Here is a 16,465-nt window from a genome sequence, read left to right as displayed (position 1 = left end):
TCTAAATGATTCCAGTACCAATCATCTATAAACTGCAAGGCTACCCTGATCTTTGATATATTCATCGAAGATCAGGGTTTATCCGGATTAGCAAAGGATAGTTGATTAGCACCATACTTTTAAAAAGTATGCTGAGGACAGGTAACCTTGTACCGGTTGTTGAGCAGTATGCCAATAACAATTTCGTGGGTTCCGCTGCTCACAGTTCTTAATTCAGATGTGGTAAAGTCATAGGAGTAGCCCACATTGACAAATGAACTGATATTGATACCGGCGAGTGCTGCAAATGAATCGTTACGCCTGTAAGATCCTCCCAGCCATAGCCTATCCTGAAAAGATAATTTCATATTAATATCAAACGTGGTGGGAACCGGTTTGATCATTTTTAACAATACCGATGGCAATAAGGTTATGTCATCATTTAAAAAAACTTTAAAGCCCCCTGTTAAAAAATAATGAGGAACCGTTTTGTTTTGGTAGGCATTATCAGTACTGGTAACATACAAATTTTGAGGAAGTAATTGCTGAACAGAGAAGCCTGCAAAATAGTCTGATGCATAAGCCCATACCCCAACACCGAGGTCAGGCTTCCACTGGTTATTGTTGATGTTATTAAATACAGGATCGAGTGGATTCACCAAAGTAACTTGCGAAAGATTGAGCACGTTGTGGCTAAATCCGGCCGCCACGCCAACTGCCAGATTGAGCTTTGCCGTTAACCCCAGGTGATACGCATAAGTAGCATCGATGGAGGTTTGTGATATAGGGCCTGTTTTATCAGAAATAATGGTTAAGCCAACGCCATGATGGGGTTCTGCAGCTTGATATTGCTGAGTATACAACCGGCTTGATGGGTTAAGACCTCCACCAGCCGGAAAAGCAGTGGCGTCGCCTTGCAAAAAGTTTTTTCCAACCGGGGCATTAATGGTCAGATAGCCTGTTACCGGGGCGCCTTCTAATCCAGTCCACTGGCTGCGATATCCCGCTTTTACATCAGTATAGTTTTCCATGCCCGATAGCGCCGGATTCAATAAATAATTATTAAAAACGTACTGGGTGTATTGTGGCCTTTGTTGTGCACAAACCAATTGTGCCCACAGAGTAAGTACAATGGTGCATGATATTTTACTTATACTAAACATGGCTGCTATCTTAAAATAGTGATCGGTCCTGAAAGGATTTGGTTGTTAACTTTAGTATTGATAATATAGTAGTAAGTACCGGGCGATAATGCCTGACCATTATAAGTTCCGTCCCATGGCTGACTATACCCCAAGCTATGGTACAATTTGGTTCCGTAACGGTTAAATATGTCAATAACCGCCTGCTGGTAAGCTACCAGGCCCTTTATTTCCCAATAGTCATTAATGCCATCGCCATTAGGTGTAAACGTATTGGGTATAGTTAAATTTGGTGATACTTTAACAAGAAGTATGTCCTGGCTTGTGCAGCCGTGATTGTTGGTTACTTTAAGGGTATAAATCCTGTCAGCTTCGCCGGTAATTATTGGATTTTTTATTTTATTATCACTTATACCAATATTTGGTGTCCATAAATACTGCACATCGGGGTCGCTGACAAAAGGTTTTAAAGTTAAATTTTCATCTTTCAGTACATATACTATCCCTCCGGCGTTGACTGTGGCTGGTTGTATAAACTTAACCATAAGGTCATCCGTTGTTATATAACACTGATCATTGGTTATGGCCATAAGTGTTAATTTCACGGTACCCGATTTAATGTCCTCAGCGCTTGGTACGTATGATGCATCGACGTTAGTGGCGGCGGGCAAAAAGGTGCCGCTTCCTGAGGTTATCCATTTACAGGGGCTTGCTATCAGGACTTTACCGGCCAGCGGAACAGTGGTGCTTTGGGAGCAAACTTCTATATCCGACCCGGCATCAACACCGGGTGACTTCCCAAGCTTTACAATCATGTTAGAGGTAGAGATAAGGCAATCGTCATTACTTGTAGATGTAAGTGTTAGGGTCACAGATCCCGAGGATCTGTCCTGTTCAGACGGAATGTATTGTGCATTTAACTTGTTATTCGATGGGAAAAATGTGCCGTTTCCACTGCTATTCCATACCCCCGTTACGGTACCTCCGGATACCGTTCCGGATAGGTTAACAGCCGGAATATTAACACAAACAGATTGGTTGGGTCCTGCACCAGCCAGGGGAGGTTGATTAACTGCCACTTGGATGGTATTGGGTTCGCTTGTGCAACCGTTTATTGTAATAAATAGCTTGTAATCCCCGGCATTAGCTATGGTTATATTTGGTATATCCGGATTTTGCAGGGTTGATCTATACTCGTTCGGGCCAATCCATAAATAACTGGCTCCCGAAACTAAAGGCGACCTTAATTGAATAGTACTGCCTAAGCAAACAGGTGAATTGCTGTTGGCCTCAGGGATGCGGGTACGAGGGTAAACAACCACGCTATAAATAAAAGGAGAATAGACTTTACCATGAGCAATAGGCCTAATAACGTAATAAACATTAGCCGGACTATAACCAGTATTTATTAAAGTTTCAGTTATAGTAGATGCAGTTTGATTTGTTACCGCAGCATTTGCGATGTTGGGTGCAGCTTCGCGTTCCCAGCTAAAGGTGGCGTCTGCTAAATTGGAGGTGATCATGTAATTTTGGGGTGAGTTACTGCATGCAAAGCCATTATTGGCACTGGTTATAACAGCCGATGGGTAAACTGTAACTGTTAAAGTAATTGGAGTACCGGTGCAGTTTGGGGAATATTGCAATACATAAGTTACATCAATTGGAGCGTTGGTGGTATTGAATAAAGTTTCAGATATTATGGAGCTGGTTTGGCCTGAAATACCCGCATTACTGATACCATTAATGGCTGGCCGGCTCCAATTAAAAGTAATTTCGGAAATATTAAATTTGATTTGGAAATTGCTGCTGGTTCCATTGGGTATACTTGTCGTGGTTTTTCCAATAAAGGCTGGTTTAGGATAAACAGTAACCACATACCTGAATGGAGAATCCGCGGAGCCACCAGAGGTGATAAGATAAGTTACATTAACCGGGGCGTTGGTGAGGTTAATTAGTGTTTCCCTTATAATTGAGGTTTTTTGATCATTTACGGCCGGGTTACTAATTCCGGCTACAGCAGCCCTGCTCCAGGAAAAGGCAGCGGTTGCCACGTTAGCTGTAATATTATAGGTTAATTCAGAACCGCTGCAAATATTTTCTGCAGATGAGCTAACGATCTGGGGTAAGGGCAATACGGATACGTCCACTTTAGTTCTGCGACTGCTGCAACCATCAACCGTAGTCTGTACATAATAGGATGTGTTATTTGTTAAAGGAGTGGTTATGTAAGAATTTTTCAAAGAAAGCAGATCGCCCCCGGTTGGGGCGTTATACCATTCATAAGTGCCTGATGATCCGCTGGCTGTGAGGGTTGCTGTACTCCCTGTTTGCACTGTTAATCCTGAAGCGCTTGGTGCGGGTGGAGCGTTAACAATAACTTTAACGGCAATGCGCTCGCTGGCTACTTCACCAATTGTTGCCTGCGCATAGTAAGTTGTAGTCTCGGTAAGTGGATCAGTTAAAAAATTAGGACCTACCGAAAGCAAGTTTCCTCCGGTAGCAGCATCATACCACTGGATGTCGCCCTTTGGTGCTATCGCAAAAATAGTGGATCGACTGCCCAAACAACCCATAACATCCGAAGCCGTTGGTGGAATAATAGTTGGTTGAATAGTGATAACCATTTGATCAGATTTAGGTTCGCAAACATCAGAATCGTTTGTGGTTAAGCGAAGTACAACACGCCGTTCATTAGCGGCCGGGGTATATATGGCATCGGTTAAGGTAGCATCAGAAAATGAGCCGGCTCCGCCAGACCATTTTCCGCCCGAAGCTCCGTGAATGATACCTGCCAGGTGAATTGGCTGACCAATGGTTGCATTTTGATCGTCTCCTGCCTGAACAGATACTTTTTCATTAATAGTAATTGAGCAGGTTTGTACGGTAGCATTATAATTAATTATACGGGTTACCGTATAGGTACCTGGAGTACTCGCGCTTAAATTCACCTCTCCTGTGTTCGGATCTACAAAAACCAGCCCGGGAGAAGAACTATATGAACTGGGAACGTAATCTATATTCGGCCTTGGATTTACACCATCCTTGCAGTAAGGGCCTTGATAAAAAAAAGTCAATTTACCTCCCGGCTCATAAATGGTAATGGAACTACTATAAGGAACTGAACAAGGGTTATTGCTTGTGCGCGTAACCGTATATTTACCGGGTTTGCTGGCGCGACCATTAATTTCACCTGTATTTGTATTTGTAAAAACCAAACCTTCAGGCTGAACACTAAATTTTCCTTCAGAGCCATTTTTAACAGCAGGAGTAATAAGCTTTGAATAATTTGTGGCATAACCACCGGGAGGATAAAGAAATTTAATATCGGGAATAGTATCAACAATCACTGTTACCGGTGTTCTGGCACTATTACAGCCTTCGGTTGAATATTGTGCAAAGTAAGTTATGGTTTCGAATAAATCAGGCGTGGTGAAGGTATTTCCAGAAGCTAATAAAGTTCCGTCGGTAGCTGCATCATACCATGCAATATTAGTCCCGGGTGGAGCGTTGGCAGTCAGCGTAGCAGGTGATCCTTCGCAAACTCTTGTTCCGTTAGCTGATGGCGCAACAGAAAGCGGATTAACAGTGACAGTTACCGGTGTTGCCGGGCTCTCACAACCATCTTCACTGGTTGTTACATAGTATATTACAGTGGCATTCAATTGAGGTGTTACCAACGTTTGTGAGGATGACAACAATTTTCCGTTGCTGGCGCTATCGTACCACTTATAATTACCGCTTTTACTAAATGCCTTAAGTATAGCCGAGTTTCCGGAGCAAATGGTTACTGAGGCAGCCGTGGGAGCAACCACTGCCGGCAGAACTGTTACTTTTACGGAAGTTCTTGTGTTAACACATCCTGGTTGGGCTACTTGTACAAAATAAGTTGCATCTGCAGTTAAAGGGGGTGTTGTAAATATGGCGTTTTTAGATAAGAGCTTGCCTGCGGTTGCCTGATCATACCACTCTACAGCTCCGCCATCAGCACTGATAGCAGTAAGTGAGGCAGAGGATCCTGAACAAATAATTTGCCCGGCAGCAGAAGGTGGTATGGTTGGGGTAATAATAATTTGATAGGGAATACGATTACCAGGACAGCCTGAAGCACTATTTGCTAAATAATAAGTTGTAGAATGGGTTAATACAGGGGTATGAAAGGTTAAACCGGTTGCAAGTAAGTTACCACCAACTGCCAAATCATACCACTGATTGATACCAGACGAAGAAGAGGCGGCCGTAAGCGTTACCTCAGTTTCTGAACAAGTAAAAATTGGGGCAGGGGCTTCCGGAACAGGATTAACGTTTACATGAACAGGAACCCTTTCACTCTGACAATCGTTTACCGTTGTTTGAACGTAATACGTTGCTGAAGCTGTTAGTGGTGCTGTAGTGAACTCAGAATTTGATATTAATGATGTTCCTCCGGCAGGAACATCAAACCAATTTAATATTCCTATAGGTACATCAGCATGCAATGTGGCCGACGATCCGTGACAAACGGTAATATCAGAAACCTTCGGAGCCGGAGGAGAAGGGGAAACCGTGGCTGTCACCGGAACTCTGCTGATACAGCCATATATGGATGACTCAACGTAGTAAGTGGTTGTTTTAAACAGAACAGGGGTGGTAAAGGTTGATCCTTCACCTACCTTGTTTCCATGTTCAGCAGCATCGTACCAGGTATAATTATCTGCACCATTGGCGGATAAGGTAGCATTATAGCCTGGACATATTATTGTGCCTGTTCCGAAAGGCTTTCCGGCAACATAAACATTGACGGGGGTTCTTGCACTGGTACAACCGGCTAAAGTAGTTTCTACATAATAAACTGTTTGAGTTATAAGCTGAGGTGTTGTATAGGAAGCGCCGGTTGCCAAAAACTTTCCTCCTACCGGTGCATCATACCATTGATAAACACTGCCGTCTGCTCCGGTCGCTATAAGTGTGGCTGTACCGTTCCGGCAAACAACCTGATCGTTTGAAACAGGTGGGGCAGGAACCATTGAGGTATTAATAGTTATACTTTTTGATAAAGGTTGAAAATCACCATTATTATCCCACACCGAAATGGTATAAGTATCGGCTTTATTTATCCTTATGGAAGGAGTAGTTTCTCCGGTGCTCCAGGAATAATTGAATGAATGGTTACTATCTGATACAGTTGCCGTAAGCGTTACATAACTACCCGAACAAATGGAAGGTTGTGAAGACACAATACTTAAATTATATGAAGGTGGCTGACTAAATGAATGGAGACTTACCAGGAGAAAAAAAAGAAAACAGACACGCACCTTCATATAAATTACTTTTTACATCGTAATGGAGTTAATTAATAAATTGTAGGTAGAGTGGTTCTTTTCGGAAGTAGGGAGATAGGATATCTTTTGCTCCGGAATAAATTCAAAACGTTTTATGTTCTGAGTTTTGCTTTATAGTTTTATTGTGTTTGGCTGTCAATCTTGGATAATTATGCTTCAAAAGATCAGGATCATATCTGTCACATTAGTTCAAAACAAGATTATTCAGATTGGTATTGGTTTAGCGTTTTTTTAAATATTTATTATAAATAAAGTGTTATGTTACAACTCTTTATAAATGTGAAATTCGTTTTGTTTATCAAATTTATTTTTTAAATATTTAATAATGAAGGGACTTTGAAACTTGAAAAAAAATTGTGAACCACCCACTGATGTTTTACAGTTATAGCATATTGTTTCACAATAAAGTGTAAAAAAAGGTCAATTATTCACAGATTGCCTTTTCTTTTTGATGTCATATTAGTTATGTTTTGGGGGCTATGTTCATATCACAAACCCTTAAGCCAAGCTTACTGACAGTAGAATACTTATTAGTGGATTGTTGAAGAAATCTACCTTACCTAATATATATCACCGGAATTTGTTGAGGAAAAGCCGAAGCACTAAGCATGTGCTTTAATTTGGTTCCAGATTGGTTCTGTACCAGGTAACAGACATCTAAATATGCTGTTTTTTTATTTTGGGCAATATTAATCAGCGAAGCATAAATCTTGATCATCCAATACCATGACCTATATAAAAGAGTGAACCTGGTATTAATTCACCCTTGCCACCTTTCTGTCAAGAAAATCCTTAATAGTAGCCGCAATCTCAATACCGTGACTTTCCAGTGCAAAATGGCCGGCGTCAAAAAGATGGTATTCCAAATTTTTGACATCTTTTTTGTAAGCCTCTGCACCACTTACCGGGAAAATGTAATCATTTTTTCCATATACAATCAGCATTTCAGGATCATAGTCGCGGAGGTACTGTTGCCATTTGGGGTATTGAGGTGGATTAGTTCGATAATCATAAAACATGTCTAATTGTATCTGGCCATTTTCCTCCCTTTCCAAATGCCGGAGATCAATTTCCCAATTATCAGGACTGATCACAGAAGTATCGGAAAGACCATGTGTGTATTGCCATTTCAAACCGTCGGGATTATGAAAAGTTCTTAATGTATTTTCAGCTTTCTTGTTATTCCTATCCTTCCAATATGCTTTAATTGGGTCCCAAAACGTTTCCAATCCCTCCTCGTAAGCACATCCGTTTTGAACAATCAGCGTTTGTATTCTTTCAGGATATTTTGAAGCCAGTCGCCAGCCAATGGGGGCTCCATAATCCATTAAATAAAGGCTGTATTTTTTAATATTCAATTTATTGAGCAGTTCTTCAATAATAATGGCATAATTATCAAATGTGTAAGCAAAATCTGCTATTGGAGGTTGTTCGCTTCTGCCATAGCCAGGGTAATCGGCCGCTATAAGGTGATATTTATCTGATAATTCTGCAATCAAATTCCTGAACATATGCGATGATGCGGGATAACCATGCAAAAGCACCAGTGTTGGTGCATTCTTGGGGCCGGCTTCACGGTAAAAAATATTTGTCCCATTAATATCAATGAAATGATAGGTGGTTTGATTTTTCATGTGGTCAAGAATTATTAATTAATACTTATTGAGTTTGAATTACCCAGATAAAACAGTACTAAACTTTTACAGCTCGATACTTAATTTAATTTGCGCTTTTATAAAAAAGAGACTTCGATTGGTGAAAAATTTGCGATGATTTGCAATTCTAAGTTAAGGGCAAGTTAATTCTGAATAAAATTATCATGATGATATCAGTTATTATAATTTTTATAAAAAGAGCCAGGCTGATAAAGCAGGAATACCTAAATTAGCTGTTTACATATCGTAGCTTAAATTGTTATATTAGGGTAGTAAAACACTCGTTCAAAGATTGTTAGGATCCAATTGGCTAAAAGTGGTCAGTTGTAGTACACCAATTAATAAACCATGCTTATAAAGTTGACCCCCCTGCATGTTTTTAAGCATTATATATTAGGATTTATATGCCTATTCCTGGTTGTCGTTTCTTTTTCTGAGGTAAAAGCACAGCCTAACTCAAGTGGCTATCATGATCAGGTAAGGCAGCGGTTACTTATTCGTATTACCGGTAATTATTTGTATACCGTTTGTCAGGGTCAGATAGATCTGGATAGTTCCATACATATGTCGGCTAATATTTACGGTTTAAGTCCATTACTCGCTTATAATGAAAAATACAGTGATGGCAAAGAAACCGCCTGGAGTGCCTTGCTTGATGCAGGCAAAATTAAACAGGCTGCAGCATTGCTTCCCGGATTGCAAGGTGAGGCCCGATTGAGGCAACTATTTGACCTTAGCATTTTTTGGCTTTTTAAGTCGGGTACCCAAAAGGCCGATCTTGATCAGGCATCAAAGTATATAAATGAAGCTATTAACCTCAGCAAAAACAAATCAGCTAACTGGAAGGTAGCAAGTATGACCCTGCAAGCCAATTTGCTTAATCAAATGGGGCAAAAAGAGGAGAGCCAAAAATTGTTTACTGAAATAGCTATGCAATGTCAAGCAGCTGGCAATGCGGCTGGGGCCGCCCAGGCGCAGCTATCGGCAGGAGAACTGCTTCCATTCGGTGATCCGGCAAGAATGGCTAAATTTGAACAGGCACTTCCGGTTTTCACATCCCTGAATTTGAAAGATAAAGAGATTGAAGCCCTGTCAGATATAGATATAGAATACTTTATCGCGAAACGGTATGATCTGGCAGAAAAATATTTGTTAAAGGTAATTCAACTTCAAAAACAGATAAATTTCCGTCATCAGCAGTATCCTTACGATGGACTTGCCTATATGGCAATCAGAAAGGGAGATCTTACCCACGCGTTGTCATATTCTAACAAGTCTTTAGAAAGTATGACAACTAAAGCCGATTCAGTTTTTGAACCTTTCTTTTTTGCACGGCGCGCACTGATATATGAGCGGATGCTCCGGTATAGTGATGCATTAACATTGTTAAGTAAAACCCTGGAGAAAAGAACTCCCGGGAACAGATTATTTTGGTACAAATCATTTTTGGGTAAGGCAGAAACACTTGTGTTCTTAAACCAAGGAAAAGAAGCTTTAGAATTACTTAAAACAATAGGCGATAAGTTTCCGCCTATTACTTTTTTTGAAAAGATGCACTTTGCCTATTTGGCTGGTGAAACTCACCAGGCATTAAAAAACTATAAGCTTGCAGAAGAAAATTATAAGATTTTCTTATCCATGGCTGAGAAATTTCCACCGGCGTATATTCATGACGAATATCCGTCGGGTATTGTTAATATCGCCAGTTTTTATCGTATCATCGGGCAAAATGTTAAGGCCCGGGAATTACTGGAACTGGGAAAAAACGCAACTCCCAAATTTGATATGGAGCATGCTGTTATTTATTACAGCAACCTATATAAGATTGATTCGGCCGAAAAAAATTATTTAAAGGCGTTTAAAGAACTTCAACTAAGTCAGTATTATGCCGATTCGGCATTTAGTTTTGACCAACGGAAAAAGGTTGCTGAATTACTTGTTAAATACGAGGCCGAAAAAAAGGATAAGAATATAAAGTTGCTAAATAATCAGAACCAGCTGGCACAGATAAAGGCTCAGCAAGCCAATCGTACCAAGAATATTACTTTAATTGGTGTAGTGCTGTTGATAGTTATTATCGGCTTGTTGTTTAACCGTTATTTAACCAATAAAAACAACAATAAAAAGCTTGAGGCCAACCAAATGGAACTTGACCAGAAAAATGTTTTTTTGGAAACGTTAAATATTGAGCAGGATAAGCTACTTAAGGAAAAAGAATGGCTGCTTAAGGAGGTACATCATCGCGTTAAGAACAATCTTCAAATGGTAACCAGCTTACTTTATTCACAATCCGTTTATTTGGAAGATAAGGCAGCCAAATTAGCCGTTAATGATAGTTTACGCCGAATGCAGGCCATGTCATTGATACACCAAAAATTATATCAGGATGAAAACACAACAACCATCGCCATGCCTGAATATATTAACGATCTGGTGCAGTACCTCAATGAAAGCTTTGACGCGGGCAATCGTATAGCTTTTGAGCAAAGCATTGAAATGGTGAATCTTGATGTCTCGCAGGCAATACCTTTGGGATTGATTATTACAGAAAGTATTGTGAACGCTATCAAATATGCATTTTTAAACGGGGAAAAAGGTATAGTAAGTATTATATTGCAACATGATGGGCCAGACTCACTGATACTTAAAGTATTGGATAATGGAATGGGGTTACCTGCAGGTTTTGATATGATGGAACACAACTCTTTAGGGCTCGAGCTGATGCGGGGCCTTACCCGGCAATTAAATGGATATTTTGGAATTGAGACCGATAACGGCGTGCATATAACAGTGCGCTTTATTGCTTTACGTAAGTGATTTATTAGAGATACGGCTAAACTATTAGAGATTTGTATGAGCAATAAGATTTTAATTGTTGAAGATGAATTTGTGGTAGCAAACGGGCTGCGTCTTATTTTGAAGCAAGCCGGGTATAACGTATGCGGTATTGCGGCATCGGCAGATGAAGCGGAACATGAGATTCAAAAGCACCATCCCGATGTTGTATTGATAGATATTCGCCTGGATGGCAAACGATCTGGAATTGAGCTGGCTAAAAAAATAAAGGCAGACAATATTGCTTTTATATACCTTTCTGCAAATTCAAGTCAAAAGGTTCTTGAAGAAGCAAAGGAAACAGAACCATATGGTTTCCTGGTGAAGCCTTTCAGGGAAAAAGATGTGCTTGTGGCACTTGATATAGCGTTTTACAGGCATAAGCACATTATGGAGGCCAAATTGCGGCAGGAGCAATTTCTGAAAAACCAACTGGTTGATATTCGCAACGAAATAGGAGATGCGGTACAGGGTATTTTAAAGATCACAAAGTTATTGCAGTCGCACATTCCGAATGATCTGTTGATCTCAGGTCGTAGGCCTCACAAAGGCGAAACATGTACCGGATTTGGCTATTTACGCACCGGAGCTGATGAATACCAGGTAATAGGCAATGATGAATTGATTGAAATTGTGGGCCTAACATCAAATTTCTTTTTTGAAAATGAAAACCTTTCACCTGATGGTAATGCTTATATCTACAATAGTAATACAACTAACAGCCATGAGGAGCCGGATGCGCTGCATAAAAAGCTGTTTGATCATTTTAAGATAGAATCGAACCTTATATTTCCGGTAGCGCTGAATAACGGCAATCTGGTCAATTATTTTTTTTACAGCCGTCAACGAGGTGTTTATATGCAGGATCATATTGCATTGCTAAACCGGTTGAAGACACACCTTAAGGAAATAACGGAGAAATTTTTCGGTGGTAAAACAATGTTACGTCAAAACGATGAACATCATGCTGAAAGTGTTTCGCAAGTAGAGGGGCCGGAATTTGAAAATATTATCGGAAAGCATCCGCTTTTACTTGCAGCTTTAGATCTGGTTAAACAGGTGGCGCCATACAATACATCTGTTTTAATACTTGGTGAAAGCGGAACCGGTAAGGAACGGATTGCAGAATATATTCATCTGTTATCGAACCGTAAAGCGGGGCCTTTTGTGAAAGTTAACTGCGGAACAATACCCTCATCGTTGGTTGAATCTGAGTTGTTTGGCCACGAGAAAGGAGCTTTTACCGGCGCTACTGAAAAGAGAAAAGGGAAATTTGAACAGGCTAACGGAGGAACTATTTTTCTGGACGAGGTAGGAGAGCTGACCTTAGAAATGCAGGTGAAGCTATTACGCGTTCTTCAGGAAAAAGAAATTGACAGTGTTGGCGGCAGCGCTACCCGTAAAATAGATGTTCGTGTTGTTGCCGCTACAAACAGAAACCTTGAAAAAGAAATTTCGACAGGAAATTTCCGCCTCGACTTGTATTATCGTCTCAATATATTCCCGATCACCTTACCTCCTTTACGGCAAAGGAAAAGCGATATAGATGCCTTGGCATTATATTTTGTGCATAAATTTTGCAAGGAGTTTAATAAAGAGTTTATGGGTATTGCCCAAACCATGTTGTCAGAAATGCATGCATATGATTGGCCGGGGAATATTCGTGAGCTGGAGAATGTTATAGAGCGTTCTGTTATTCTGCACAGTGATAAATCTGAATTAAGTTTGAAGCAAAACCTTACCGATAAAACGAATCAATTATCACAAAACTTTAAGCTTACTACCTATGAGGATGTAAAACATATACAGCAGGAAACAGAGAGAAAGTATATTATTTCCATTCTCAAAAAAACCGATGGGCGTATAAGAGGAGCTAATGGTGCCGCCGAATTATTAGATATTAAGCCCACAACACTCGAATCAAAAATAGCGAAGCTGGGAATTAAACGAGAGGATTTAACAAATTAAGTAATTATTCAAAAGCCTCCGAAACTTATGGAGTTTGACTGCGGTATCTCCATAAATTTCGGAGGGTAAATCAAATTTTTTAAGCTTTCTGTATGCTTTTTGTGTTGTAATTTATTGATATTTAGTATTTTAATTTGATATTTTGATTCTTTTGCTATTCGGTGTTTAAATGGCATACTATTGTTATTGCCTTTTTTATGGAATTAATAGAAAAGCCAAGAACCTCAACATTCAGTAACCTGAAAGGACAACGATTGTTTTTTAGAAACTGGATAACAGACAATAAACCGAGAGGCATTATCTTAATCATTCACGGGCTCAATTCTCATAGCGCATATTATCAGAATTTTGCACTGGAGCTTAACAAAAATAATTATGAAGTATATGCTTTGGATCTTCCAGGGAGAGGGAGGTCTGAGGGGGAACGATATTATATTAATGACTATAAGGAAATCATAGCAGATATTGATCAATTACTAAAAATTATACAAACTGCGCACCCATTGATTCCGGTAGTTTTATTTGGCCATAGCGCAGGTGGTGTATTTGCTGCTGTGTATGCACTTTTATACCAGGCCAAACTAAAGGCATTTATCTGCGAAAGTTTCGCGTTTAAGGTGCCTGCGCCAGGCTTTGCTTTGGCAATTATGAGATTATTAGGGCATATTACTCCGCATTCCAGGCTAATTAAGTTGAAGAATGAGGATTTTTCCCGTGATAAGTCATTTGTGTACAGGATGAATCAAGATTCTTTAATTAAAGATGAAAAGCAACCTGCCAGGAGCATGCAACAGCTTCTGCTTGCCGGGGATTGTTTAAAAAAGCGGATGGCTGAAATTATGCTGCCGCTGCTCATTCTTCATGGTACTGCCGACAGAGTTACCAAACCTGATGGAAGCAAATATTTTGTAGAGCAAGCTTCCTCGCCTGACAAGCAATTGAAGTTTTATGAAGGTCATTATCATGACCTTCTGAACGATAAATATAATGGAATTGTGATGAGAGATATTATCAAATGGCTTAACGGAGTATGTTGATCTGTTTATGCAGGCGTTAACCTTAAAATCAGTTAAAACCAACGGGTTCTTTGAATTTTCAGAATAACAATGGTGTAGTAAGGTTTACCTCACGAGCCTCAAGCAGCGGAACTACTTTGCCAACAACTATAGTTTGAAAATGATCTGAATTACGATGATAGTTCAACGCTGCTTCGTCCTTGTATCCTTCAAATAATACCAGTGTATTGGGATCGGTAATGTCTTGATGGATTTTGTAAAACAAGTTGCCTTCCTCGGCAATACTTGCTTTTACAGCACCGGGTAAAAGGCTCAGAACGGTATCTAACTGGCCTGGTTTAACTTTCCATTTAGCGATGACGTGAATTGGTGAATTTTTCATTTTTAAGTTTAGTTAATACAGCTTATGCAAATAAAACTATTGTAAAGCAGCAGATTTGAGAAAAAATGCACGGCTACTGTTTTGGCAATACAACCAGCAGCCATGCAATAAATTATTTATTTGGCTTCTAATAATGCTTTCACTTTTTCGCCTACACCTGTTCCGGAAGCAGGATTTTGCCCGGTTACCAGGTTGCCATCTGTAATGCTGAAGGCTTGCCATGGATCAACCGTATGGTAGATAGCGCCTTGTGCTGTTAGTGCAGTTTGCAAATCAAACGATACATCAGCCCTGGCATAGTTATCTTCCTCAACTGTTGTAAATGAGGATATGTTTTTACCGTTTACCAAATAAGAGCCATCGCTAAGCTTAACATTTAAGAGTGACACCGGGCCGTGGCATACAGCGCTTACTACTGCACCGCGTTCATAGGTTTCGGCAATAATTTTCTTCAGTAATGGAGCTTCAGCCAAATCAACCATAGGGGCAAGGCCGCCGGGAAAAAATATGGCATCATAAGTGCTTACATCCACGGTTTCTAATTTAGCGGCTTTCTGCATATCTTCCCAGCCTTTGCCGGTCAGGAACCTAAGGTTACCCGGATCTCCCGCCAGGTTAAGCGCGTCAAGGTATGGGGTATCGCCTGTGAGGCTTGCGAAATCTATCTGATAGCCGGCTTTATCCCATACATCGTAAGGGTGTGCAACTTCGGGTAAAAAGCTACCTGTTCTTCTGTTATGCGGACCGATGGCATTAGCATTAGAAACGATGATCAAAACTTTCTTTTTCATGGCCTTTTAAATTAATGGTATTTTATTGATTTGTTTAGTTATTATTTACACTACAAATTTGCATTGTTGAACGCCCTCAGGACAAGGAGGCAAGTCACAGATTAAGTGTGACTAAAGTCACACTGTAATTACCATTGCCGATAGGAAGTCATGTACTAAATAAGTTCTGGTATGCATATCCCCGCTTTTAACCCGGGATTTTGAGAGTATATGAATTTATTTTCCATCTATAATTCAGGAGATATTATGATTTATAGTAATGTATTTTAGGCTGATGTATCATACTGGTTTAGCTCTTCGATATTGATGGGGCCAAGTGACCTCCGTGTGTAATTGATATGCGGCCTTCAGCGGAAAATAGGGGTCGCGTAGTAATTCACGCGCAATCATCACCATATCGGCATCGCCATTAGTAAGCAATGTTTCTGCTTGCACCGCGTCGGTTATTAAGCCAACGGTACCGGTCAGTATGCCTGTACGTTTTCTGATATTTGAAGCAAATGTTAGCTGGTAACCTGGTCCCACCGGTATTTTTTGGGTCGATACCAATCCTCCGGTTGTCACATCAACAACATCAATCCCTTTATTTTTTAAGGTTTCGGCAATTTGTATGGCATCTTTTAAATCAAGGCCACCGTCGGCCCAGTCGGTGCCTGAAATCCTTACAAAAAGTGGGCGTTCTGCTGGCCATACCGTTCTTATACCTTCAATTACTTCAAGCAGCAAACGAATACGGCCATCAAAGCTGCCCCCATATTCATCTGTGCGTTGGTTTGTTAAGGGTGAAAGAAATTGATGCAGTAAATATCCGTGCGCTGCATGTATCTCTATCACTCCGAAACCTGCACGCAAAGCGCGGCCAGCTGCCAACGTAAAATCATAGATCACATCCCAGATACCCCTGCGATCCAGTTCGAGGGGATGTGGGTATACATCAGAATAAGGGAGCGGTGAAGGGGCATAGGTCTGCCAGCCACCTGACTCAACCGGAATTCCGCCATGACCACGCTGTGGCGCAAGCGTACTTGCCTTCCTGCCGGCATGTGATAGCTGTATGCCTGCGATACACTGTTGCCTGGTAATAAATGATACGATATGTTGCAACCTCGGAATATGTTCATCTTTCCAGATACCAAGATCATCTGGTGATATCCTGCCTTCTGGTGATACCGCTGTAGCTTCAGTAATAATTAAAGCCGCGCCGCCTACTGCCCTGCTACCCAGGTGAACAAAGTGCCAATCATTCGCGAAACCATCTATCGCCGAATACTGAGACATAGGTGAAACGATGACGCGGTTTTTCAACGTTACATTTTTAATAGTTAACGGATCAAAAAGCTTTGCCATAATTATAATTTATTTGTTTGTGCTGCAGTGGA

At 40.5% G+C, this 16,465-nt stretch carries 9 protein-coding genes; 3 read left to right on the top strand and 6 right to left on the bottom strand.

Annotated features, from left to right (window positions below; all coding sequences use genetic code 11):
• Window positions 1-119: 119 nt before the first annotated feature.
• The 3 genes from QWZ01_RS12350 to QWZ01_RS12340 form a co-directional block, all read right to left on the bottom strand.
• Complete coding sequence (locus tag QWZ01_RS12350) at window positions 120-1,142, bottom strand: PorP/SprF family type IX secretion system membrane protein (protein WP_290323641.1); 1,023 nt, start codon at window positions 1,140-1,142, stop codon at window positions 120-122.
• 5 nt (window positions 1,143-1,147) lie between these two features.
• Complete coding sequence (locus QWZ01_RS12345) at window positions 1,148-6,334, bottom strand: Ig-like domain-containing protein (protein WP_290323640.1); 5,187 nt, start codon at window positions 6,332-6,334, stop codon at window positions 1,148-1,150.
• An 860-nt stretch (window positions 6,335-7,194) separates the two neighbouring features.
• The gene (locus tag QWZ01_RS12340; protein WP_290323639.1) at window positions 7,195-8,073 is read right to left on the bottom strand and encodes an alpha/beta fold hydrolase; all 879 of its coding nucleotides are present in this window, start codon (window positions 8,071-8,073) and stop codon (window positions 7,195-7,197) included.
• A 369-nt stretch (window positions 8,074-8,442) separates the two neighbouring features.
• Here QWZ01_RS12340 and QWZ01_RS12335 point away from each other — a divergent pair, with 369 nt between their 5' ends.
• From QWZ01_RS12335 to QWZ01_RS12325, 3 genes are all read left to right on the top strand, one after another.
• Window positions 8,443-10,911: a tetratricopeptide repeat-containing sensor histidine kinase gene (locus tag QWZ01_RS12335; protein ID WP_290323638.1), complete on the top strand. Its 2,469-nt coding sequence runs from the start codon at window positions 8,443-8,445 to the stop codon at window positions 10,909-10,911.
• 36 nt (window positions 10,912-10,947) lie between these two features.
• Complete coding sequence (locus QWZ01_RS12330) at window positions 10,948-12,897, top strand: sigma 54-interacting response regulator (RefSeq protein WP_290323637.1); 1,950 nt, start codon at window positions 10,948-10,950, stop codon at window positions 12,895-12,897.
• 197 nt (window positions 12,898-13,094) lie between these two features.
• Window positions 13,095-13,934, top strand: coding sequence for an alpha/beta hydrolase (locus QWZ01_RS12325; RefSeq protein ID WP_290323636.1), 840 nt, complete (start codon window positions 13,095-13,097; stop codon window positions 13,932-13,934).
• A gap of 58 nt (window positions 13,935-13,992) precedes the next feature.
• On the opposite strand, the gene QWZ01_RS12320 is transcribed toward QWZ01_RS12325, so the two are convergent.
• From QWZ01_RS12320 to QWZ01_RS12310, 3 genes are all read right to left on the bottom strand, one after another.
• Window positions 13,993-14,295 carry a putative quinol monooxygenase gene (locus tag QWZ01_RS12320; protein WP_290323635.1) on the bottom strand — a complete coding sequence of 101 codons (303 nt, stop codon included), beginning with the start codon at window positions 14,293-14,295 and terminating at the stop codon, window positions 13,993-13,995.
• A gap of 116 nt (window positions 14,296-14,411) precedes the next feature.
• Window positions 14,412-15,086, bottom strand: a complete 675-nt coding sequence (locus tag QWZ01_RS12315; protein WP_290323634.1) for a type 1 glutamine amidotransferase domain-containing protein — start codon at window positions 15,084-15,086, stop codon at window positions 14,412-14,414.
• 279 nt (window positions 15,087-15,365) lie between these two features.
• Window positions 15,366-16,433: an NADH:flavin oxidoreductase/NADH oxidase gene (locus QWZ01_RS12310; protein WP_290323633.1), complete on the bottom strand. Its 1,068-nt coding sequence runs from the start codon at window positions 16,431-16,433 to the stop codon at window positions 15,366-15,368.
• Window positions 16,434-16,465 lie beyond the last annotated feature (32 nt).

This window comes from Mucilaginibacter aquaedulcis (genome assembly GCF_030409325.1).
In the GTDB taxonomy this organism is placed as follows: Bacteria; Bacteroidota; Bacteroidia; order Sphingobacteriales; family Sphingobacteriaceae; genus Mucilaginibacter; species Mucilaginibacter aquaedulcis.
The sequence above is the reverse complement of the archived record's forward strand: the minus strand, read 5'-3'. Positions and strand labels throughout refer to the sequence as shown.